The organism is Haloferax marinum (assembly GCF_009674625.1).
GTDB classification, from domain to species: Archaea; Halobacteriota; Halobacteria; order Halobacteriales; family Haloferacaceae; genus Haloferax; species Haloferax marinum.
In genome coordinates, this window is record NZ_WKJQ01000001.1 from 2,728,861 (window position 1) to 2,749,548 (window position 20,688).

General features: G+C 61.5%; 21 protein-coding genes. 9 read left to right on the forward strand and 12 right to left on the reverse strand.

What is annotated here, in order from left to right; genetic code table 11:
* The first annotated feature begins 107 nt into the window (after positions 1-107).
* The 5 genes from GJR99_RS13715 to GJR99_RS13735 all read left to right on the forward strand — a co-directional run bounded on the left by GJR99_RS13715 (position 108) and on the right by GJR99_RS13735 (position 5,709).
* The gene (locus GJR99_RS13715; protein ID WP_151113087.1) at positions 108-605 is read left to right on the forward strand and encodes a universal stress protein; all 498 of its coding nucleotides are present in this window, start codon (positions 108-110) and stop codon (positions 603-605) included.
* The gene (locus tag GJR99_RS13720) at positions 602-2,821 is read left to right on the forward strand and encodes an amino acid permease (RefSeq protein ID WP_151113089.1); all 2,220 of its coding nucleotides are present in this window, start codon (positions 602-604) and stop codon (positions 2,819-2,821) included. Before GJR99_RS13715 ends, GJR99_RS13720 begins: the two co-directional genes overlap by 4 nt.
* 105 nt (positions 2,822-2,926) lie before the next feature.
* Positions 2,927-3,877 (forward strand): alpha/beta fold hydrolase, encoded by a 951-nt coding sequence (locus tag GJR99_RS13725; protein ID WP_151113091.1) that lies wholly within the window; start codon positions 2,927-2,929, stop codon positions 3,875-3,877.
* A gap of 294 nt (positions 3,878-4,171) precedes the next feature.
* Positions 4,172-5,203, forward strand: coding sequence for an AIR synthase family protein (locus tag GJR99_RS13730; RefSeq protein ID WP_151113093.1), 1,032 nt, complete (start codon positions 4,172-4,174; stop codon positions 5,201-5,203).
* Positions 5,204-5,298: 95 nt separating this feature from the next.
* A complete protein-coding gene (locus GJR99_RS13735) occupies positions 5,299-5,709 on the forward strand; it encodes a DUF5518 domain-containing protein (RefSeq protein WP_151113095.1) in 411 nt (136 codons plus the stop codon).
* A 79-nt stretch (positions 5,710-5,788) separates the two neighbouring features.
* Here GJR99_RS13735 and GJR99_RS13740 read toward each other — a convergent pair whose 3' ends face one another.
* A complete protein-coding gene (locus GJR99_RS13740) occupies positions 5,789-6,877 on the reverse strand; it encodes an alpha/beta hydrolase (protein ID WP_151113097.1) in 1,089 nt (362 codons plus the stop codon).
* An 84-nt stretch (positions 6,878-6,961) separates the two neighbouring features.
* Between GJR99_RS13740 and kynU the strand changes: the two genes are divergently transcribed.
* The gene (gene kynU, locus GJR99_RS13745) at positions 6,962-8,242 is read left to right on the forward strand and encodes a kynureninase (protein ID WP_151113099.1); all 1,281 of its coding nucleotides are present in this window, start codon (positions 6,962-6,964) and stop codon (positions 8,240-8,242) included.
* Between the two features lie 52 nt (positions 8,243-8,294).
* Here the strand turns inward: kynU and GJR99_RS13750 are convergent, their stop codons facing one another.
* From GJR99_RS13750 to GJR99_RS13780, 7 genes are all read right to left on the reverse strand, one after another.
* The gene (locus GJR99_RS13750) at positions 8,295-8,561 is read right to left on the reverse strand and encodes a hypothetical protein (RefSeq protein ID WP_151113101.1); all 267 of its coding nucleotides are present in this window, start codon (positions 8,559-8,561) and stop codon (positions 8,295-8,297) included.
* Positions 8,562-8,628: 67 nt separating this feature from the next.
* Positions 8,629-9,327, reverse strand: coding sequence for an SDR family NAD(P)-dependent oxidoreductase (locus tag GJR99_RS13755; RefSeq protein ID WP_151113103.1), 699 nt, complete (start codon positions 9,325-9,327; stop codon positions 8,629-8,631).
* Positions 9,328-9,429: 102 nt separating this feature from the next.
* Complete coding sequence (locus GJR99_RS13760) at positions 9,430-10,359, reverse strand: hypothetical protein (RefSeq protein ID WP_154326002.1); 930 nt, start codon at positions 10,357-10,359, stop codon at positions 9,430-9,432.
* A gap of 242 nt (positions 10,360-10,601) precedes the next feature.
* The gene (locus tag GJR99_RS13765) at positions 10,602-11,054 is read right to left on the reverse strand and encodes an ester cyclase (RefSeq protein ID WP_191967131.1); all 453 of its coding nucleotides are present in this window, start codon (positions 11,052-11,054) and stop codon (positions 10,602-10,604) included.
* A 225-nt stretch (positions 11,055-11,279) separates the two neighbouring features.
* Positions 11,280-11,699: a desampylase gene (locus tag GJR99_RS13770; RefSeq protein ID WP_151113110.1), complete on the reverse strand. Its 420-nt coding sequence runs from the start codon at positions 11,697-11,699 to the stop codon at positions 11,280-11,282.
* Entirely contained in the window at positions 11,686-12,255 is a 570-nt protein-coding gene (locus GJR99_RS13775; protein ID WP_151113112.1) for an NUDIX hydrolase, read from the reverse strand. Before GJR99_RS13775 ends, GJR99_RS13770 begins: the two co-directional genes overlap by 14 nt.
* 52 nt (positions 12,256-12,307) lie before the next feature.
* A complete protein-coding gene (locus tag GJR99_RS13780; RefSeq protein WP_151113114.1) occupies positions 12,308-12,721 on the reverse strand; it encodes an Lrp/AsnC family transcriptional regulator in 414 nt (137 codons plus the stop codon).
* A 97-nt stretch (positions 12,722-12,818) separates the two neighbouring features.
* On the opposite strand from GJR99_RS13780, the gene carA reads away from it, so the two are divergent.
* Together carA and GJR99_RS13790 are read left to right on the forward strand one after the other, a co-directional pair.
* Positions 12,819-13,901, forward strand: coding sequence for a glutamine-hydrolyzing carbamoyl-phosphate synthase small subunit (carA, locus tag GJR99_RS13785; RefSeq protein ID WP_151113115.1), 1,083 nt, complete (start codon positions 12,819-12,821; stop codon positions 13,899-13,901).
* Positions 13,902-14,055: 154 nt separating this feature from the next.
* Complete coding sequence (locus tag GJR99_RS13790; protein WP_151113117.1) at positions 14,056-15,084, forward strand: PAS domain-containing protein; 1,029 nt, start codon at positions 14,056-14,058, stop codon at positions 15,082-15,084.
* A gap of 5 nt (positions 15,085-15,089) precedes the next feature.
* On the opposite strand, the gene GJR99_RS13795 is transcribed toward GJR99_RS13790, so the two are convergent.
* From GJR99_RS13795 to GJR99_RS13805, 3 genes are all read right to left on the reverse strand, one after another.
* Positions 15,090-15,998, reverse strand: a complete 909-nt coding sequence (locus tag GJR99_RS13795) for a GNAT family N-acetyltransferase (RefSeq protein ID WP_151113119.1) — start codon at positions 15,996-15,998, stop codon at positions 15,090-15,092.
* 4 nt (positions 15,999-16,002) lie between these two features.
* The gene (gene gatD, locus GJR99_RS13800) at positions 16,003-17,250 is read right to left on the reverse strand and encodes a Glu-tRNA(Gln) amidotransferase subunit GatD (protein WP_151113121.1); all 1,248 of its coding nucleotides are present in this window, start codon (positions 17,248-17,250) and stop codon (positions 16,003-16,005) included.
* Between the two features lie 410 nt (positions 17,251-17,660).
* On the reverse strand, positions 17,661-18,089 hold the full coding sequence (locus GJR99_RS13805; RefSeq protein ID WP_151113123.1) for a DUF7539 family protein: 429 nt from the start codon (positions 18,087-18,089) through the stop codon (positions 17,661-17,663).
* Between the two features lie 263 nt (positions 18,090-18,352).
* Between GJR99_RS13805 and GJR99_RS13810 the strand changes: the two genes are divergently transcribed.
* Entirely contained in the window at positions 18,353-18,535 is a 183-nt protein-coding gene (locus tag GJR99_RS13810) for a hypothetical protein (RefSeq protein WP_151113125.1), read from the forward strand.
* A gap of 59 nt (positions 18,536-18,594) precedes the next feature.
* Here GJR99_RS13810 and GJR99_RS13815 read toward each other — a convergent pair whose 3' ends face one another.
* Positions 18,595-20,403: an SLC13 family permease gene (locus GJR99_RS13815; protein WP_151113971.1), complete on the reverse strand. Its 1,809-nt coding sequence runs from the start codon at positions 20,401-20,403 to the stop codon at positions 18,595-18,597.
* Between the last annotated feature and the right edge of the window lie 285 nt (positions 20,404-20,688).

Consider the following 20,688-nt stretch of genomic DNA (forward strand, 5'->3'; position numbering starts at 1 on the left):
AACTCCCGACGGTCACATTGTGAATCGGGCGCGTTTCAGCCCGACACAATCCCGTTCCGCCGGGTCGAATCGCTCGCTTCACACTCGAAAACGACGTGGTCTCTACTATGACGACACGACCTGAACCACTGTTCTCGCGTCCGCTCGTCCCGCTCGCGAACGAGGAGGACGCCGAGGTAACGTGTGGCGTCGCGTTCCCGCGAATCGCGGCAACCGATGGCCGGGCGTACGTCGTCCACGTCATCGAGAAAGCCGGTGGCGCACCGGACAAAGCGGGCGTCGAGCAACGCGAAGAGCTCGCAGAAGACGTGTTCGACATCGCTCGTCGCGCCGCCGACGCTGCCGACATCGAACTAGAGACCGACCTCCGATTCGACACCGACGTTGGCGACGCCATCCTCGACGCCGCTTCCGAGGTCGATGCCTCGGCTATCGTCTTCACGCCTCGCGGTGGTCGCTCGTGGTGGGACATCTTCTCCGGCGACGTTCGCGACCGGTTGATTCGCAAGAGCGACCGCCCAGTGGTCGTCCTTCCCGGCGACGACGTCGAACTCGAATCGGGGAGCGAAACTGAACCAGACGGCGAAACGGACGGTGAGAAATGACGGACGAGGAACTCGCAAAAGACCTTGGCCCGCTCGCAGCGCTGACTATCGGTATCGGGACGATGATCGGCGCAGGTATCTTCGTCCTGCCCGGTGCGGCCGTCCTTCAGGCAGGGCCACTCGCCGCTGCCGCGTTCGTCCTGGGCGGCGTCATCGCACTGCTGACCGCCGCGTCCGCTAGTGAACTCGGGACGGCGATGCCGAAATCTGGCGGTGCGTACTACTACATCAACCACGCACTCGGGCCACTGTTCGGCAGCGTCGCCGGATGGGGTAACTGGATGGGCCTCGCGTTCGCGTCCGCGTTCTACATGACTGGCTTCGGCCAGTACGTCGTCACGTTCCTCGCGGTACCGAGTCTCGTGATTGGGGGGATAACCATCTCCGGCGTCAAACTCGTCGCCCTCGCCGGTGGGTCGCTGTTCGTCTTCGTCAACTACGTCGGCGCGAAAGAGACTGGACGACTGCAGAACGCTATCGTCATCATCCTGCTCGGAATCCTCGCAGTGTTCACCGTCTTCGGCCTGCTGAACGCCGACCTCGCGAAACTCCGACCGTTCGTCCCGCCGGACAAAGGCGTCAGCCCACTCCTCCCAGTGACGGGTCTCATCTTCGTCTCCTACCTCGGATTCGTCCAGATTACCTCTGTCGCAGAGGAAATCAAAAACCCCGGAAAGAACCTCCCGCGTGCAGTTCTCGGGAGCGTCATCATCGTCACGGCGGTGTACGCGCTCGTCCTCGTGACGGTGTTGGCCGCCGTCGATAACAGCGTCGTCGCCGGCAACGACACGGCCGTCGTGGACGTGGCACGCATCCTCATCGGACCGGTCGGGGCCGCCGCGATGCTGTTCGGTGGGCTCCTCGCGACGGCGTCGTCGGCGAACGCTTCGATTCTCGCCTCGTCGCGCATCAACTTCGCGATGGGTCGCGACCGCATCGTCTCCAAGGAACTCAACGAGATTCATCCGCGGTTCGGGACGCCGTACCGCTCTATCGCCATCACGGGTGGGTTCATCCTCGCGTTCATCCTCCTCGCCGACGTGGGGACGCTCGCGAACGCGGGGAGCGTCCTCCACCTCATCATCTACGGGTTGCTCAACGTCTCGCTCGTAGTGATGCGTATCGCAGACCCAGACGACTACCAACCCGACTACCGGGTCCCGCTCTACCCGTTCACGCCGATTCTCGGGGCGATTACGTCGTTCGCGCTCATCGCGTTCTTCGCGGACACCATCGTCTTGCTCGCGGTCGGATTCGTCGTGTTCGCCATGCTCTGGTACGCGGTCTACGCCCGTGGACAGGCGACGAAGCAAGGAATCCTCGGGAAGTACGTGCTCCAGCGGTCTGAGGAGATGCCTGCGGCCGCTGTCTCGGCGACCACGTCGGTCCAACCCGACGGTGGCTACCGAGTGATGGTTCCGCTGGCCAACCCTGCGAGCGAACGTGACCTCGTCACGCTCGGCGGGTCCGTCGCGAAAGCGAACAACGGCACGCTCGTCGGTGTCCACATCGTCCAGGTTCCAGACCAGACGGCACTCGAATCCGCCCGAACGGAGTACGACTTCGCCGAGGCGGACGAGTTACTCGAGCAAGCCCGTCTCGACGCCGACGAACTCGACGTCGATATCGAGACGCACACGGTCCTCTCACACCGGTCGTTCGAGGAAGTGTTCGACGCCGCCGAGACGTACGGCGCGGACCTCGTCGTGATGGGATGGGGACCAGACAGTCACGGCGCACCCGGCCGTGCAGAGAGCGCCATCGAAGAGATGACCAGCACGCTTCCGTACGACGTGTTGGTGCTGAAAGACCGCGGCTTCGACCCGTCGGAGGTGCTCGTGCCGACCGCAGGTGGGCCGGACTCGGACCTCTCTGCGTCCATCGCGTTGGTCCTCAAGGAGTTCTACGACGCCAACGTGACGCTCCTACACGTCGCAGACGACAAACGACAGGGCGAAGCGTTCCTCAGCGAGTGGGCCGAAGAACGCGGCCTCGGTGACGCCACACTGGCAGTCGAAACCGGCGACGTCGAGACGGCCATCGAATCGCACGCACGAGATAAATCGTTGCTCGTCATCGGGGCGACCGAACGCGGTCTGCTGTCGCGTCTCGTCCGCGGGACGCTGGTGCTGGACGTCGTCGACGACGTCGACTGTTCGGTCCTCCTCGCAGAACGGACTCGCAAACGCAGTCTCCGCGAGCGACTCTTCGGATAACCCGCTTCGACGGCGTTTTTCACTCGGATTCGCCCAACGTGCTCGGGTCCCACCGACGTTCCATTCGCCGAGGAACATTTGTCTTCTGCCCGCGTAGCGGGTGGTATGTCGAGTCAATCGGGGTTGACCTGCGAGGGCGTAGAGCTGTCTGTCGAGGCGTCCGACCACTGGGTCGAAGTCGGTGACGTTTCACTCCACGTCGTCGAGGCAGGACCCGAGGACGGCGAACTCGTCGTTCTCCTCCACGGGTTCCCCGAGTGTTGGTACGCGTGGGCGGACTACTTCCGGCCACTCGTCGAGGACGGATACCGGGTCGTCGCGCCCGACCAACGAGGATACAACCTGAGCGACCGACCGAGTGACGTCTCGGCGTACCACATCGACAGACTCGCAGACGACGTGAGCGGCCTCATCGAGGCTCTGGGGTACGAGAAGGCACACGTCGTCGGACACGACTGGGGTGCTGCCGTCGCGTGGTGGACCGCGCTCCATCACGAAGACCGGGTGCGGTCGCTCACGGTGATGAACCTCCCGCACCCGACGGTCTTCGCTCGACATCTTCGCCGGGACCCTGCACAGCAACTCCGTAGTTGGTACGTGTTGTTCTTCCAACTCCCGAAACTCCCGGAACTGCTCGCACCAGTCGGCGACTGGGCCGTGTTGGAGCGGACGATGCGGTCGTCGTCGCTTCCGGGGACGTTCTCGGAGACGGATATGGACCGCTACCGGACCGCGTGGTCCGTCCCCGACGCGTACCGGTCGATGGTCAACTGGTATCGCGCGCTCGTCCGTGACCGCCCGCAACCGAAGCGGAAGACCGTCGAAGTTCCGACGCTCGTCGTCTGGGGGACCAACGACCGTTTCCTCCGACCGAAGATGGCCAGAGAGAGTCTCTCGTACTGTTCGGATGGCCACATGCGAACGTTCGAAGGCGCGACACACTGGGTTCAACACGAAGAGCCGGTCGCCGTCGCGCGCGCGCTCATCGAACACATCGACGACGTCTGGTGGACACCGAACAACACTCCCGACGAAGCAGGTCACCGACCTGTCTGACCGAGACGGCGCACGACGAGAGCCAGCAGAATTTTCCGACTCCACATTTCCCATATTTAGGTCTATCGAGGGGACTTAGCGGGGTTCTTGTACGTCCAGAGTAGATGTGTAATCGACGCGGCCTTACACCGGTGGTGGTGGGACGTTTTTGTCCTGTCGAACCGTCTCCGCGTCCTTCTTCATGAGCAGGGACGGGGGACCGTCCCACTTCCACCCGGTGAGCACGGTGCGTACCGATTCTCGGCCGAATCGACGGATGGGTACGTTCTTACTCGCGGCCCACCGAGTCCCGATATGACCGACCTCGGAAAGGTCGACCGTGACTTCTTCGACGAGTACATCTACCCTCGCCTCGGTGCAGACCGAGACGACGTCACGCTCGGCCCGACCCACGGCGTCGATTTCGGCCTTCTCGACATCGACGGCACCGCGGTTGCGCTCGCGACCGACCCGATATCCGTCCTGCCAGCGCTCGGCTTCGAGCGAGCAGGCCGATTCGCCATCGACATCGTCCTCTCGGATATCGCCGTCTCCGGCCTCGACCCCTCGCACATCGCTATCTCCTTTACGCTCCCTCCGGAGATGACCGACGGCGAGTTTGCCGACCTCTGGAACGCGATGCACGAAGAAGCGTCTGACCTCGGTGTGAGCATCGTCACCGGACACACGGCCCGATACTCGGGGTGTTCGTACCCGTGGGTTGGCGGCGCAACCGCACTCGCAGTCGGCGACCACGAAGACGTGGTTCGCCCAGACGGCGCACGTCCCGGCGACGACGTCCTCGTGACGAAAGGCCCCGCAGTCGAGACGACGGGGCTCTTGACGACGCTCTTTCCGGACGGGTTCGACGGCCTCGACCCCGACGTCCTCGTGACAGCACAGGAACGCCTCGACGAGACGGACGCCGTCCGCGACGCGATGACCGTCTCGGCGGCCGGTGGACGCAACGTCCACGCCATGCACGACGCGACCGAGTGCGGCGTCCACGGCGCGCTCAACGAGATTGCCGAGAGCGCGGGCGTCCAACTCGAAATCGACGAATCGAGTATCCCGCTTCGGCCGGGCGTCCGCGAAGTCTGTGACTATCTCGATATCGACCCGTGGCGCTCGACGACTGCAGGGTCGCTCGTCGTCGCCACCGACCCGTCTGTCACCGACGACGTCGTCGCCGCGCTCGAATCACGAGGGACGCCTGTCGGAATCGCCGGGACCGTCGTCGAAGGTGAGGGCGTGGTCGTCGATGGCGACCGAATCGACCACCCGGACGTCGACCCGTCGTGGGCAGCCTACGAGCGTCTCGCCCGTGCTGCAGAGACGTCGCAATAGACACCCCCGACGGGGTGCTCCAATTTGGGCCAGTTTTTCTGACAGTCTGTGAGATATCAAACTGTATTGAAGCTATTTCCTGACGTATCTCGGGCATGGTAGTGACACGGTGGCGTGCAGTGGCGATTGGCTTCGGAATCACGCTCGTGCTCTCGCTCGTTGCCGGATTCGTCCAGCAACTCGCACTACTCGGTGGTGTGGTTGGCGGCCTCCTCGGCGGATGGGCCGCAGGATACTACGCCCGAAGTGGGCGAATCAGCGGGGTGTGGAACGGGTTCCTTGCGGGGTCGATTGGCGGACTCGTCGCCATCGGCATGCTCTCGATAGCTGGTCTCGCCGTCTCTATCGCCCAACTCTCGCTCGGCGGCGTCTTCGCAACGCTCGGTGTTGCGCTGTCGCTCCTCGTGTTAGTGCTCTTCCACGCGATTCCCGCGACCGTCGGTGGACTCATCGGCGGCATGTACCCCCGCGAAGACGTGGACGAGACGAGCCAACCCGTCGCCTAACTCTCTGTCTTTCGACTCATTCTTCGACTCGTTCTGTGTCTCCCGACTGCGACCGGTGTACCCTGCCGTCGATAGCAGGTCAGACCCCGTCTCGAACTGCGTCTGCGACTCTGTCGAGTGCGACATCCGCCGCTTCGACATCCGCCGTCAGACTCAAAAATCCGTGCGGCATCGCTGGTTCGTGGTCGTGGACGACGTGGACACCCGCAGCGTCGAGTGCCGCCGCGTACGCCGTCCCCTCGTTTCGAAGCGGGTCGAATCCAGCGGTGACGACGTATGCGGGCGGGAGGTCTGCGTGTGAGTCTGCCCGAAGCGGTGCGGCAAACGGGTTGTATCGGTCGACCGCAGACCGTAGGTAGGTGTCGTGCGCCCACAGCACGTCTCGCCGGGTGAGAAGCGGCCCGTCGGCGTTTTCAGTGAGTGAGTCGTGGTCGTCCGAGAGGTCGGTCATCGGGTACAAGAGGACCTGCCTCTCGATTGCCGGCCCACCGAACTCACGGACGTAGAGACACGTGGCCGCCGCGAGGTTGCCGCCAGCACTCGTTCCGGCGACTGCGAGTCGGTCGGGGGTTGCACCGATACCGGTGGCGTTGTCTGCGACCCACTCCGTCGCGCGAACGCAGTCTTCGAGGCCGGCCGGAAACGGGTGTTCGGGTGCGAGTCGGTAGTCGACGGAGACGACGACGTGGCCAGTGCGTCTGGCGAGGCGGCGACAGACGCCGTCGATAGAGTCCAACGTCCCCATCGCCCAGAGGCCGCCGTGGAAGAAGACGAGAACCGGTGGTGATTGGTCCGGGTCGGGATGATAGACACGCACCGGAATTGCGCCCGCCGGACCGGGAATTTCGATGTTCGTAACGCGTTCGACGTCGGGGGCGTCCACGGGAGCGAACACGTCGTCTTCGATGCGGCGGGCACTCTCGATTCCGAGTGCGGACCACTCTGGGATTCCGAGTGTGTCTACCTCGTCGACGACGGTTTGGGCCTGTGGGTCCAGTGTGTCGGCGGCGTCGGCGTCCGAATCGACTGCAGTGTCGGCGTCCGAATCGACTGCAGTGTCGGCGTCCGAATCGACTGTGGTGTCGGCGTCCGAATCGACTGCAGTGTCGGCGTCCGAATCGACTGTGGTGTCTCGTCCCGTCGGTGTATCGTCGTCGAAGAGGACCATGCCCAGAGGCGCGCAGGCGAGTGTGAAAAACACCCCGCCGTGTGGGCGGCAAAACTACTTGCGTCGTGCGACCAACTCGCGTCCATGAACGACGAGGGCGACCACCTGACGGTCGAAACCGCCCGTGAGATGGACGCGACAGACCCACTTTCTGACCTCCGTGACCGGTTCTACGTTCCCGATGGCGAGGTGTACATGGACGGCAACTCACTCGGCCCCTTCTCGGTGGACGCCGAGGCGGCCCTCGAACACGTCGTCGACGAGTGGCGCGAACTCGCTATCCACGGGTGGACCGACGCCGACCCCGACTGGTTCTCCTACGGCGAACGACTCGGTGGGCGACTCGCCCCGATGGTCGGCGCAGAAGCCGACGAAGTCGTCGTCGCCAACTCCACGACGGTCAACATCCACACCCTCGTCGGCACGTTTTACGACCCCGACCGCGGGGAGAAAATCGTCGTCGACTCCCTCGACTTCCCGACCGACCACTACGCGATTCGTGCCCAACTCCGTCAGTTCGGCCGCGACCCAGACGACGCACTTCGAGTGGTCGAGAGTCGTGACGGCCGAACCATCGAGACCGAAGACGTACTCGCGGCCATCGACGAGGACGTGGCCATGGTGTTCCTCCCGTCGGTACTCTACCGAAGCGGCCAGTTGCTCGACGTCGAGACCATCACCGAGGCGGCCCACGACGCCGGCGCGCTGGCCGGGTTCGACCTCGCACACTCGGTCGGTGTCGTCCCCCACGACCTCTCGTCGGTCGGTGTCGACTTCGCCGTCTGGTGTCACTACAAATATCTCAACGCCGGACCCGGTGCAATCGCCGGTCTCTACGTCAACGAGCGACACTTCGGCGTCGAACCCGCGCTCGCCGGGTGGTGGGGCAACGACAAAGCGACGCAGTTCGACATGGCGATGACGTACGACCCCGCGCACTCGGCCGGCGCGTTCCAGATTGGAACCATCCCTATTCTCGCCGCCGCACCGCTCGACGGAACGCTCGACATCGTCGAAGACGCCGGCGGTGTGGCCGCCCTGCGCGAGAAATCACTCGCCCTCACCGACTACCTCATCGCGCTCGTGGACGACAGACTCCCGGAGTGTACCGTCGGGACACCACGAGACGCAGCGTCACGCGGCGGACACGTCGCCGTCGAACATCCAGCGGCGTACCGAATCAGCCTCGCGCTCAAAGAGCGTGGTGTCGTCGTCGACTTCCGACCGCCGAACGTCGTCCGCATCGCACCTGCGCCGGCGTACACTGGGTTCGAAGACGTGTATCGGGCAGTCGAACATCTGCGAGAGATACTGGACGGCGAGGAGTACGAGCAGTTCGACCGACAGAGCGGCGGCGTGACGTGAGACTCAGTTCCACGAAGTGCGAGCAAATCAGTCACCAGGACGTGCATGCGAATCAATCACCAGGAAGTGCGAGCGCGAACATGAACAACGCCAACACGCCGATGACGGTGAACAGGATATTCACGAGTGCACGCGGGAGCGAGTCGTCTAGTGCCTTCGTCACGAACATCGCCGCCATCAGCGCAGCACCGAGGAGTACAGTGAACGACGTTGGGCCCTCGAATCCCAGTGAGCCTTCGATGAACACCAGATAGAAGACTCCCGTCGCGAACCCCAGCGGCGGAAACAGGAGGATGCTCGCGTACCTCGAGACGACCATGAGGACGTGTCGGACGACTGCAAAATAAAGTTTCCTCCGCTGACAGGAATGTGAAGTGGGTGCCGACTTACCAGTCGATGACCTGCTTGTCGCGCCAGAACTTCCCGGACGGACTCCCCGGTTCGAACCGCGCCAACCACGTCGGTGTCTCCGCACCTTTCTCGACCGGTCGAGACGCCTCTTGGCCACCCATGTCGGTGCGGACCCATCCGGGGCAGACCGAGTTGGCGATGAGGCCATCGTCGCCGTACTGACCTTCGAGGTAGACGGTCAGGCCGTTGAGGCCTGTCTTCGAGATTCGATACGATGGAGACCCGCCGGACTGCCCTTCTTCGAGTGCACCCATACCCGACGAGACGTTGACGACGCGGCCACCGTCGTTCTGGAGGAGAAGGGGGACAGCGTGTTTGCACACGAGCATCGGGCCGCGGAGGTTGACCGCGAGTGTCTGGTCGATGGCATCAGTTGGTTCGGCGACGATGTCGTCTCCGAACTCACCGACACCGGCGTTGTTGACGAGGATGTCGAGGCGTCCCTCGCTGGCGAAGATGCCGTCGACGACTTCTTCGATGTCCCCCTCCTGGGTGACGTCGAGGAGGACACGTTCGGTTCCCTCGGGCGTCTCGTTCGTGACGCTCCGAGACCCGGCGTAGACCGTCGCACCGAGGTCACGGAGGTTCTCGGCAATCTGCCGGCCGATTCCTCGGTTCGCACCTGTGACGAGAGCGACCTGTCCTTCCAAGTCGTCGTACACGTCGAGTTCCATGCTGGGCAGTGAGGACTCAGGATGGATATGCTCACCGAAGCAGTTCAGTTGTCCCCCACGACAACGATTGGACCAAGTGCCCCGGCGAACTGCACGTCGTGTCTACTTCTGGCCGCGGCTTTCGAGATGAAAACCGTAGACAGTCTCCATCCCGCGGACGTACTCTCGAAGGTCGACCGACTCCGCCACGGGGATGCCCCCCATCAGTTCTGCATACTGTCTGGCCCACTCGTCGTGGAACTGGTCTTCGATACCCGCGTCGTGGATTTGGTCGATGAGTTCTTCTGGTGAATACTCGTCGCCGACTAACTCGTCGACGGTGAGATACCCATCTGAAATGGTTTTGGAGACGACACCGGCCGTGTAGTCTCCCTCGTGGAGTTCTCGTTCCCAGGTCGACACCCAGTTTCCGATACGGGCGAGTTTTTGTGCGTCCCAGACCGTTTCTCGGAGTGCACTCAAGTCTTCACAGTCGAATTCCGGAGCGTACATCAGGTCGATGTCTGCGTAGCTGAACATCACCATGTTGTGCGGCCCGTAGGTGTTGCTCCCGCGCATGTTCATGACGTGGGGGAACGTGTTGAGTAACCAACTGTATTCCATGGCGTTGATTGCTTGTCGAAAATCGTAGTAGAACAACCGTTCGAACTCGTCGAACCGCGGTGCTCGTTCGAGGGATTCGTAGAACTGGTCCCAGACTCGCTGGGTGAACTCCAGATACTCGCGGTCGCAGTCGGGGTGGTCGGGCGACGAGTCGGCACTGGGAAACGGAATCTTACGGGCCTGGTCGAACGTTCCCTTGTCGTGGTGGAGGTCGGCGAGGTCGTCGAGTAACGTCACAAAGAGGGTGAGCAGAAGCTTCTGTTTCCGAGCAGCCTCCGTGTTCTGGCCGGGAACACTAGAGAGACAGATGTGTGGGAAGACTTCGTAGAGCCACTTCCAGATGTACTCGTCACGCTCACCGATAACGGTCTGATATCGAGTCGTTAGATTCTCGACAGCAGGAGGTAGCGTGACAGCGTCGATATCCATTTGAGAGATAGACGTGGCGGACGTTCCGTTGTTCGGCATTTAGATATAAGGTGTCTGGGTGTTTTGACGGTGAAACGCAAACCGTAGTGGAGATACACTTAGACTGAATACTGATAGGTGTCCCATATTTACGTTTCTATATACAAAGTAAATAAACATGCGGTTAGCGGCATTGTTTCGGTGCCAACGAGAGCACACAGTGGCGTGGAAACACGCGGAGTCTATCTTGGGCGACCAGACGCTCAACGATGCAACTCGAAATCGAAGACCCTGTCAACGTAGCCACGGAGAAGGGAGCGACCGATAGACGACCACGCCACGTCCATCCAGATTTCCACGACTCGACCCTGTTCGTGGCGATGTCGGCCAGTTCCGTCGAATCGGATCGTCGCGTTAGATGGGGGAATACGTCCGACCTTCTCGGTGTGCGTTCCTTCGAAGTACCATTGTGTGTGTACAAACTCGTCGTCCGCCCAGAGGTCCAGCGGCTCGATTGTGCAGTCCGGACACGCACGAATGAACAGTCCTGCGAGTCGTCGGTACTGTTCTCTGTCGAGCGTCACTCCACCGGGGAACCCGTGGCCTTGGAAGTCTGACGCGTAGATATCACGAATCGCGTCGAGGTCGTGGTCGTTCCAGACTTCGTCGAAGTCCCGGCGGCTAATCGCTTTTCTGACAGCGGCTGGTTGGGTCATCACGAATTCCTGCTCGTAGTTCTGTCTGAACCAGTTTGACATGAAAATGTCGTTGTCTCGCATCGTTTGTCCGTGTACGCTCGACGACCAGAGTGTGCTCGAACGGATAGGCCAGTACAGCGACGACGTCGTCGCCTCACGAGGTCTGTCTGAACGACTGACGCACAGTAGGGCTGTCGACGACCGTTCGCACGGAGGCACCGCGCTACGCAAAACGACCGGCGGTTATTTTACGTCGACACCCACTTCGCGGAACTCGTCGCCGGTCCACTCGTACGCATTCATCCGGCCGTCGGGGTTGCAGATGAGATAGACGTATCCTGTCCACGACGCCTGTTCCCGGTCGGTGGCGCTCGGAATCGGTGCCGACTCTGGATGCGAGTGGTAGAACCCGACCACGTCCGCGCCCACCGATTCGACGTCGTCGATGACGGCGACCGTCTCCGCGGGGTCGAGTTCGTAGGCGACTCGCGGGTCGGGTGCGATATTCGAAACGGGTCGGACAGAAGAGATAGAGTCCGAGTCTTCGTCACCGACGAGGACGCCACAGACCTCTTCGGGCGGGTCTCTGGCGGCACCCTCGCGAGTGTGCGACAGTATCGAGTCGCGGGCGTGTGACGAGACCGAGAGGTTACTCGAAGTCACGGCGCATCGCAATCTCGAACCACGGGCACAGACGCAGTTGGCGGTACCATTCGGGGTGGTCGTGGAGGTGCTCGTAGTCGACCCAGAGCATCCCTGCGATTTCCTCTTCGTCGGGGTCGAGCGAGGTGTCTTCGAGCGTGACCTTCAGGACGGCACAGACCTCCCACTCGAGGCCGGCGTTCTCGTAGTAACGCTTGTACTCGAACTTGTCCGTGACACGGAGGTCGGAGTACTGGTCGGGCGTGATGCCGAGTTCCTCTTCGAGACGTTCTTCGGTCGCGTCTTCCTGCGATTGGCCTTCGACGGGGTGGGAGGCGACGGTGCCGTCCCAGTGGGTGTCCCACAGGCGCTTGTTCGGTGCACGCTGTGCGAGGAGCAGTTGGCCCTCCTCGTTGAACACGAGACAGGTAAACGCGCGGTGGCGAATGCCGTCGCCCGTGTGGGCTTCGAGACGGTTTACGGTCCCCTCGGCGTTGTCGTCGGAGTCGACTGCGATGACGTCCTGTGCCGCGTTCTTGTGAAGTTCCGTGGCCTCGTCGGCCGCTGCATTGCTCATGTTCCTGTCGTCGGAGGCAGGGGTAAATTATGCTTCGATGCAGCCCAGTGGTTCACCCGAGTCGCTCGTCGAGAATCAAGCGTGTCTTCGTACTCTTGACGTCTTCGTGCTCGCGTGCGCGAGTGATGAGGTCGTTGACCGCCCGCGTGTCCGCGGCGTCGACGACGAGGACGACGTCTTCCTCTCCGGAGACCTGCCAGACGAAGTCGACGTCCTTCCACTCGGACATGAGTTCCGAAACGTCGTTCGTGTCTACGTCCACCGCGACGGTCACCTCTATCATCGCCTTGATGTTCCCCGTGCGAGTCGCGACGGTGAACCGTTCGATGACGCCTTCGTCGACCATCCGCTCGACGCGGTTTCGAACCGTCCCTTCGGACGTTCCGACTTCCGCCGCAATCTCCGTGTTCGGGGTTCGTGCGTCCCGTCGGAGGATGTCGAGGATGCGTCGGTCCAACTCGTCCATACTGCATCTGCCCGCCCCAGTGACTTACCGATTACGAAATTCGTAACTCGGCTTCGAAAGTAACACTTATGCACCCGTGTTCCGTTCGTATCTCGTAATGTCGGACGCCTATCTGGCCCTGGAAGATGGCCGCGTGGTCGAAGCGCGTGGTCGCGTTCCGGGACGTACACGTGGCGAACTGGTGTTCACGACCGCATACACCGGGTACGAAGAGAGTCTAACCGACCCTTCGTACGAAGAACAAGTACTCACCTTCTCGTACCCCCTCATCGGGAACTACGGCGTCCGAGCCGAGCGATTCGAGTCCGACCGGGTCCACCCACGGGCCGCCGTTGCACGCGAGTTCACCGAAGACGTAGTCGAGTGGCTCGCCGACGAGGGCGTTCCGGCGGTCGACCACGTCGACACCCGTGACCTCGTGACCTCGATTCGCGAAGAGGGTGCGATGAAGGTCGGAATCGCCGTCGGCGAGGATGCGACCCCCGAAGCCGCGAAAGAAGAACTCGCGAAGTGCAAGGGCATGAGCGAACACGTCGATATCGGCGCGCAGGTCACGACGACCGAACTCACCACCTACGAAGGCGACGGCGACCAGACGGTCACCCTCATCGACTGTGGTGCGAAGCAGTCTATCATCGACTCGCTCGTCGAACGCGGTGCGACGGTCCACGTCCTCCCGTACGACGCGACGGCCGACGACGTCTCCGCACTCGACTCGGACATCCTGTTCGTCTCGAACGGTCCTGGCGACCCCGAGAACTTCACTGCCACGCGTGAACTCGTCGAAGAGTTCGCGGGTGAGGTCCCAATCGCAGGAATCTGTCTCGGTCAGCAAATCGTCGCGAGCGCACTCGGCGGCACCACCGGCAAGATGGCCTTCGGCCACCGCGGTGTCAACCAACCTGTCCGTGACCTCCAGACCGGGAAGGTCATCATGACGACCCAGAACCACGGCTACACCGTCGAAGACCCCGGAGAGCACCTCGACGTCACGCAGGTCAACGTCAACGACGACACCGCAGAAGGACTCGCGAGCGAAGAACTGAGCGTCATCACGCGTCAGTACCACCCAGAAGCCCACCCCGGCCCCCACGACTCGCTCGGCTTCTTCGACGACGTTCTCTCTATGGGTACTCCAGAGGGAAATGGCCGTAAGCGCCGAGTCGTCGCCTCGGACTGACCACGTCTGACACCGCTTTCGGTTTTTATACCAGGTGCGTGCCATACTCGCTCTCCGTGCGGTGAGTCACCGCACAGTCACTCGTTTTCACGGTGAAATTGTCGGTGCTTGATAAAGGGTACTGTCAAGCATACGCACAACCTATTGAACCTGTATGGGGGATGAATCGCTGATCGAGCGCGGCTTCGACGAATTACCTGCAGAAGTAGCTATTCTCGATTCGCACGGGGACATCATCTACACGAACAGGTCGTGGCGGATGTTCGCGGGAGCGAACGACTACGTCGGAGACCACGACTCGATTGGTGTCAACTATCTTCTGGTGTGTGAGGCCGCCCGCGACGAGAGTGAGACTGCTGGTGTCGTTGCCGACGGCATCCGAGCACTCCTCGACGGCGAACAGGACCTGTTGACCGTCGAATATCCCTGTCATTCACCGACGGTCTACCGATGGTTCTTGATGCACGCTGTTCCCTTCGATACCCCACGGCATGGGCGGTTCGTCATCGTCACGCATCTCGACATCACCGAACGGCGACTCGTAGAGTTACAGGTCAACGAGAAGAACCAGCATCTGTTGATGCTGGCGCGAGTTCTCTCGGACGAACTCAAAGAACCACTGTCGGTTGCTCTCGAGACGGCAGGTCGACTCGTAGCCAAAGACGGCCCAGATGCGTCGAAGCTCTCGAACGTTCTCGCGCGCATCGACGCCATCATCGACCAGAGCGTCACACTCGCAGACCAGACGAACACGCTCGAAATGACGTCGGTCGATTTCCGTGAATACGCGAACACAGAGTGGAACGAAGTCGACGGCGGAACAGAGACGACGTTTACCGTGAAACACGGCGGGATGCTTTCGGCGGATGACCACCTCTTTGGACTGCTACTCGCGTCGCTGTTCACGCACATTCTCGACCGAAGCTCTCTGCCCGGCTCCCCGTCTGAAGTCATCACTGGAGCGACGCGCGACGGATTCTACGTCGTCGACGACGGACCCCGTCCGTCTGACGAAGAGCGCATCGCGACTGTCGGAGAAAATCAGATACTCGGCGTCGATTACGACTCTATCGAACTCTCTGTCGTCAGACGAGTGGCCGACCTTCATGGCTGGAAACTCGGCATCTCGGAGTCCGAACTCGGGGGCGCACGGTTCGAGATAACTGGCGTCGAGTGGTTGTGAGCGCGTTACGAGAGGTCTGCTTCCATCACGAACGTCGGTTGTTCTGCAACGTCGCTTCGGGCGACTGACACGTCCGAAATCCACTCGACACCCTCTGGAACGAGCACCCGCGTTCGGTCTGCATCGACCGACGCGGCGTCGCGTCGAATCACGTCCACGAGCGCACGACAGGCGTCCGTGTCCTCCCACGCGGCGACGGCGTACTCGGCCCACGTCACTTCGCCTTCGTCCTCGACTTCGCGCGAGTAGGTTCGGTTTCGGTAGGTAAAACCACTCACTCGGTCGTCGCTCACGACGAATAGCCGGTCGTCGGCCGCCGAGTCGTGGAGTTTCGAGCGGGTCAGTTCGGAGACTGCCCACGACTCTGTCGGGTCTAACGCGAGTCCAGAGAGTGCAGTTCGCATCTCGCTTTCGGTCCAGAGCGCCCACGCTGCGTCCGCGTCGTCTGTGACCGCAAGCGCAGGGTCGGCATCGGCGTCGGGGGTGGGTGTCGCCCAGCGGAACTCCATCCCTGGGTCGAACCCGACGTGTCTGGAGTTGGCGAGACTCGGAACGTTCCACGAGAAAATCATGTTCCGGACTCGCCGCGCACCCTGTTCTCGCGCCCAGTCGAAGAGTGCGTGCGTCAGGTGGGTTGCGATACCCTGTTCACGGTACTCTGGTGCGACGCGCATCCCCTGTGCCCACGCTTCGTAGTCGGAGAGCATGACCATCTGTGCGATGGCCGCGACGTCGTCAGAGGGCGTCTCGTCGCCCATGTCGACGAGCAGGGTCGCCTGTGGGTACTCGCCGGGTTCTATCCACTGATGATAGATGTCGGGGATGTAGTCCGACCCGCCACGGTCGGCCCACGTGTCCCGAGTGAATGCTTCGACTGCGTCGTAGTCGTCGGGACGTGCGGGTCGAACTTCCATCGGCTTACTCCCAGGGAACCGAGCGCTCGGTCAGTTCGCCCTCGAGGTTTCGGCCCATCGCTCCTGCGGGGTCCGAGTGGTTCGCGAGTGCCCACATGAGCTTCACCTTGGCGGTTCCGGGGAGGGTGTCTCCGGCTTCGACGACGCCTGCGTCGAGCAGGTCACGACCGGTGTCGTAGACACGGTCACAGACACGGCCTTCGAGACACTGCGACGTCATCACGACGACGGTTCCGTCGTCGACGAGTTCCTCGATACGTGGGATGAGGTCGGTGTGGATGTGGCCGAGGCCCGTTCCCTCGATGACGAGGCCTGCCTTGCCGTCGAGGTAGTCGAGTGCTGCGGGGTCCATCCCGGGCGTGAACTTCACGAGTTCGACGCCGGATTCGAGGTCAGCGTTGAGTGCGAGTTCTTGCTCGCCACGTGTGGTGTAGTCGCGGCGGAACGTGACTTCCTCGGCCTCGTAATCGACTTCGCCGAGCGGTTTCGCACCAATCGTCTGGAAGGCGTCGCGCCGCGAGGTGTGGTTCTTGCGGACGCGCGTGCCTTCGTGGAGGGCACAGACGTCGTCGGACTCCGACCCGTGCATGCAAATCATGACCTCTGCGGCGTCGGCTTTGGCGGCCTCGACGGCGCAGACGGCGTTCATCACGTTGTCCGACGAGGGGCGGTCCGCAGAGCGCTGACTGCCCGTGAAGACGATTGGGACGGGCGTATCGAGCATGAACGACATCGCCGACGCCGAATACTGCATGGTGTCGGTTCCGTGCATGACGACGACGCCGTCGGCACCTGCTTCGATTTCCTCGGCGATGGCTTCGGCGAGGTCGACCCACACGTCGGTCGTCATGTTCTCCGAGAGGATGTTGGCGACGACGCGGCCACGGTAGTTCGCCCGGCCCGCGAGGTCGGGGACGGCCCGGAGCACGTCTTCGGCGTCGAACTGCGCCGTCACCGCGCCGGTGCGGTAGTCCACCGTCGAGGCGATGGTCCCACCGGTCGAGATGAGCGAGATGGTCGGCAGGTCCTCGTCGAACTCGATTTCGGAGGTTCCGTCGCTGTCGGTCTGTACCTCTTCGATGTCGTAGACGTCGCTTTCGAGCACTTCGACGTCTGCATCTGCGCGGTCGATGCCGACGTTGTAGCCACCCTCGAGTTTGAGGACGAGATACTCGTCGGTCGAAGAGGGCATCAAGACACCTTCGTTCGTAACATCCGCGCGTGTGACGCGGACGCGGTCCCCTGCGTTCATATCGCGGGATAGCGCGGGGGCAGACTTCAATCCCACCCTTCCACCTTTTTCTTCGTCGGGGTCGCGGAGCGACCCACTCTTCACGGGCGACCCGCGGGTCGCCCGTGAGGAAGCGAGACGGTGGTGCCGTCTCGCCCTCCTCGAAAAATCTGGACCAAAAAGGCCGAACGGCTCGCTACGCTCGCCGTTCGGTACAACTCAGGCAGTTTCTACAGCATGGCTCTGGTGAAGTATTCAGAATGTGACAGAAATCGCGTGGCACATACAGAGAGTGTATGCAGCAACGAGCGACTAGACGTCAGAATCCCTCATCTGTACGAACTCTGTTTGCTTGCTCGAACCTCCGGGGTCTATGCGAGGTTGTTTACATGATACAGTGAGAGCGCACCCAAACAGTTTGCACTCACCGCCTACGTCTGTGTTTGGCGGATGAACTCGTCGAGTTTTGCTTCGATGAGGGTCGCAACCCGTTCGCTATATCGCCAGAGCGCTGCATTGAGTCGCTCTTCGGTCTCGTCGTCAAGTTCGTCCCGCCCGCGAAGGACAGAGTCCTTGGTGATCTGTGGGTGATACACACAGACCACACCAAGGGAGGTATCCGAACTCGATGTCCCAGCCGTATGGATTCCATACTGGTCAGTACCCCAGACACCATCGCCGCCCTCTCGCTCCAGCTCGGAGTCGAGCGCGTCGAGCAGTCGGAGTTCCGCTTCGGTGAGGATTGGTCGGTCGCCTTCGAACAGTTCAGCGTATGCCTCCCTCCGGGCATTTCTCGTCCATTGGTCTAACTGAGACCGCGCACGTAGTACGAGCTGGCGCTCGTCAGGGAACTCTGCCATAGCTATAAGGAGGACAGCCAAGTCAATCAACGTTCGCACGGTAGCTCAGGCCGACCGGTGTGCTGACGATGATACTGCGATAGGTACGTCTTCGGCCGTTTGGTCGCTATCGACATGACCAGTGCATTTCACCCGTAACACGGGCCTTGGTTGGGATGACGGGAGAATGGCTCCTCAGTAGACGTGCTGAACGCTCCTGTTTACGACCCACTCTAGTGAAGATGGCCCTCCACGTTATGCACGTAGCCGTTCAATGTTATGTCATGGCAACTATTGTCTACCAAGGTGTGAATGACACTGTCTCGGAAGAGATCGGTGACGAGCAACTGAACTACCGAGAGGACCACTGGCAAATTCATCACGGCGACGACGAGTACACGTACATCCCGAGAGAGCGTGTCTATACGGTACAGATGAATGACCCACACTTCATAATGGATGAGTAAACACGCGGTGAAGAGAACGTTCTGGAGCCTTATTTCACAGGTGGGTCAGGACATCCGTGTCAAGCGCGGATACCCCAGAAGAACGCAATCCCGAGGACAGTGACCACTGACAACAACAACTGCAACGGCGCACCGACCCGTATGAAGTCCGAGAACTTGTAGCCGCCGGGCCCGTACACGAAGAGATTTGTCTGGTATCCCACCGGAGTCATGAACGCCGTCGAGGCGGCGAACGTTACGGCGAGGACGAACGCGAATGCATTCGCACCAATCGACTGGGCGGCGCTGGCGGCCACCGGGATCATCAACACGACGCTCGCGTTGTTGCTGATGACGCTCGTCAGCAGACCGGTTGCGACGTAGAACACCCAGAGGACACCGATGGCTGGCAAGAACACCGCGGTTGAAGCTACAACATTGCCCAGCAACGCTGCCGCTCCTGTCTGTTGGAGCGCAATCCCGAGGGGAATGACGCCGGCGAGCAAGAAGATCACGTTCCACTCGACGGACGAGTAGAGCTCAGTCGGTTTCAGGACGCCGGTGAAGACCATCGCCACGACCCCTGCTAACGCGGAGACGACAATCGGCAGGATGTTCAGTGCCGGGAGTGCGACGACGCCGGCGATGATTCCGACCGCGAAGGGAATCTTGTCGCTCCGATAGGTCACCTCGTCGAACTCGTGGGCGACAATGAAGTCCTGGTTCTCGACGAGGCGGGTGAGGCTATCGGGCGGTGCCTGTACGAGGAGCGTGTCACCGACTCTGATACGGATGTCCTCAAACCGATCTCGGATGACGTCACCACGGGTTCGAAAGGCCAGAACGTTCGCATCGTAGCGCTGTCGGAAGGTCGAACTCGCCAGGGTTTCGCCGACGAGGAACGACCTCGTCGGAATGACGACCTCGACGAGGACCGGTTCTTCCTCACCGGGATGCAGGTCATCTTCAGTCCGAGGACCGCCCGACAGTGTGAGACCTTCTGTGTCCATGATGTGTTCGAGCGTCTCTCGGTTCGTCCTGAGTCGGAGTGTGTCATTCTCGCGGATCTCCTTGCGAGCGAGCGGTTCCGAAAAGCGCTCGCCGTATCGGATGAGCTGTAACACGTCGATGTCGAGGTCGTCGTCCCCCAGCGCCTCCTCGACCGTCTTTCCGATCAACGACGAGTTCGCCGGCACGACGACGTCCGCGAGGTATTCCTGAAGGGCGTACTCCTCGACGAGGTCCTCGTCGGCGGGAATCCGTTCGGGGAGCAGTCGAACGCCGACTGTCATCAGATAGAGCGACCCAACCACGAACACGATGAGACCGAGTTTGGTGAACTCGAACATGCCGAACGCGTGGAGACCGAGTTCGGGCGACTCCGCGCCGAGTTGGGCCGCGATATCGCTTGCGAGGATGTTCGTCGACGTTCCGATGAGCGTCAACGTGCCGCCGAGCATCGAGGCGAACGACAACGGCATCAGCAATTTCGAAGGTGAGGTCTTCCCGTTATGTGCGAGGTCGTTAATCACCGGGACAAGAATAGCGACGACCGGCGTGTTATTGATGAGTCCCGAGATGGGGCCGGTGATGCCAATCGTCGCCGCGAGTTGCTTGCGTCGGTTGGCCCCCGCGAACGCGGCCATCTTCCGACCGAGTAGCTGGACGATGCCGGTTCGGTTGATTCCGGTACTCAGGATGAGCATCGCCAAGACGGTTATCGTGGCCGGATTCGCAAATCCCGAGATTCCCTCCCGAGCCGATATCTGCGTCCACGGCTGGAGTACAATCAGTAGCACCATCACCAGAATCGCGGTGACGTCGATGGGAAACCACTCGGTAGCGAACAACACGAGTGCGAGGAGGATAATTGCAAACACGACGAGCATCTCTGCCGTTACGGGTGGGGAGCCGAGGACCTGGACTGTCAACGAAACGATAGAGAAGACCACACCAAATAGAGACGCTGACGCGGGAAAAGGACTGGTATGTCTACCAGCAGGTTATTAGGGAGACAGGTCGCGAAACGGGTGACCTCCGGGTGGAGAAATCCAACAGAAGCGTTGTGCGCGCCGAAGTTCGTTATTCTCTGGCCGCTTCTTTTGGACTCGGTTCTTCTCCGTGAAAGCTGTACGCCGCCAGGTCTGTTGTCGTGAAACACCGATGGCGTCTCC

What these genes read in the sequence shown, in the direction of transcription:
- GJR99_RS13715 (WP_151113087.1), top strand. Translation starts at nt 108, where the DNA reads ATGACGACACGACCTGAACCACTGTTCTCGCGTCCGCTCGTCCCGCTC.
- GJR99_RS13720 (WP_151113089.1), top strand. Translation starts at nt 602, where the DNA reads ATGACGGACGAGGAACTCGCAAAAGACCTTGGCCCGCTCGCAGCGCTG.
- GJR99_RS13725 (WP_151113091.1), top strand. Translation starts at nt 2,927, where the DNA reads ATGTCGAGTCAATCGGGGTTGACCTGCGAGGGCGTAGAGCTGTCTGTC.
- GJR99_RS13730 (WP_151113093.1), top strand. Translation starts at nt 4,172, where the DNA reads ATGACCGACCTCGGAAAGGTCGACCGTGACTTCTTCGACGAGTACATC.
- GJR99_RS13735 (WP_151113095.1), top strand. Translation starts at nt 5,299, where the DNA reads ATGGTAGTGACACGGTGGCGTGCAGTGGCGATTGGCTTCGGAATCACG.
- GJR99_RS13740 (WP_151113097.1), bottom strand. Translation starts at nt 6,877, where the DNA reads ATGGTCCTCTTCGACGACGATACACCGACGGGACGAGACACCACAGTC.
- kynU (WP_151113099.1), top strand. Translation starts at nt 6,962, where the DNA reads ATGAACGACGAGGGCGACCACCTGACGGTCGAAACCGCCCGTGAGATG.
- GJR99_RS13750 (WP_151113101.1), bottom strand. Translation starts at nt 8,561, where the DNA reads ATGGTCGTCTCGAGGTACGCGAGCATCCTCCTGTTTCCGCCGCTGGGG.
- GJR99_RS13755 (WP_151113103.1), bottom strand. Translation starts at nt 9,327, where the DNA reads ATGGAACTCGACGTGTACGACGACTTGGAAGGACAGGTCGCTCTCGTC.
- GJR99_RS13760 (WP_154326002.1), bottom strand. Translation starts at nt 10,359, where the DNA reads ATGGATATCGACGCTGTCACGCTACCTCCTGCTGTCGAGAATCTAACG.
- GJR99_RS13765 (WP_191967131.1), bottom strand. Translation starts at nt 11,054, where the DNA reads ATGACCCAACCAGCCGCTGTCAGAAAAGCGATTAGCCGCCGGGACTTC.
- GJR99_RS13775 (WP_151113112.1), bottom strand. Translation starts at nt 12,255, where the DNA reads ATGAGCAATGCAGCGGCCGACGAGGCCACGGAACTTCACAAGAACGCG.
- GJR99_RS13780 (WP_151113114.1), bottom strand. Translation starts at nt 12,721, where the DNA reads ATGGACGAGTTGGACCGACGCATCCTCGACATCCTCCGACGGGACGCA.
- carA (WP_151113115.1), top strand. Translation starts at nt 12,819, where the DNA reads ATGTCGGACGCCTATCTGGCCCTGGAAGATGGCCGCGTGGTCGAAGCG.
- GJR99_RS13790 (WP_151113117.1), top strand. Translation starts at nt 14,056, where the DNA reads ATGGGGGATGAATCGCTGATCGAGCGCGGCTTCGACGAATTACCTGCA.
- GJR99_RS13795 (WP_151113119.1), bottom strand. Translation starts at nt 15,998, where the DNA reads ATGGAAGTTCGACCCGCACGTCCCGACGACTACGACGCAGTCGAAGCA.
- gatD (WP_151113121.1), bottom strand. Translation starts at nt 17,250, where the DNA reads ATGAACGCAGGGGACCGCGTCCGCGTCACACGCGCGGATGTTACGAAC.
- GJR99_RS13805 (WP_151113123.1), bottom strand. Translation starts at nt 18,089, where the DNA reads ATGGCAGAGTTCCCTGACGAGCGCCAGCTCGTACTACGTGCGCGGTCT.
- GJR99_RS13810 (WP_151113125.1), top strand. Translation starts at nt 18,353, where the DNA reads ATGGCAACTATTGTCTACCAAGGTGTGAATGACACTGTCTCGGAAGAG.
- GJR99_RS13815 (WP_151113971.1), bottom strand. Translation starts at nt 20,403, where the DNA reads ATGCTCGTCGTGTTTGCAATTATCCTCCTCGCACTCGTGTTGTTCGCT.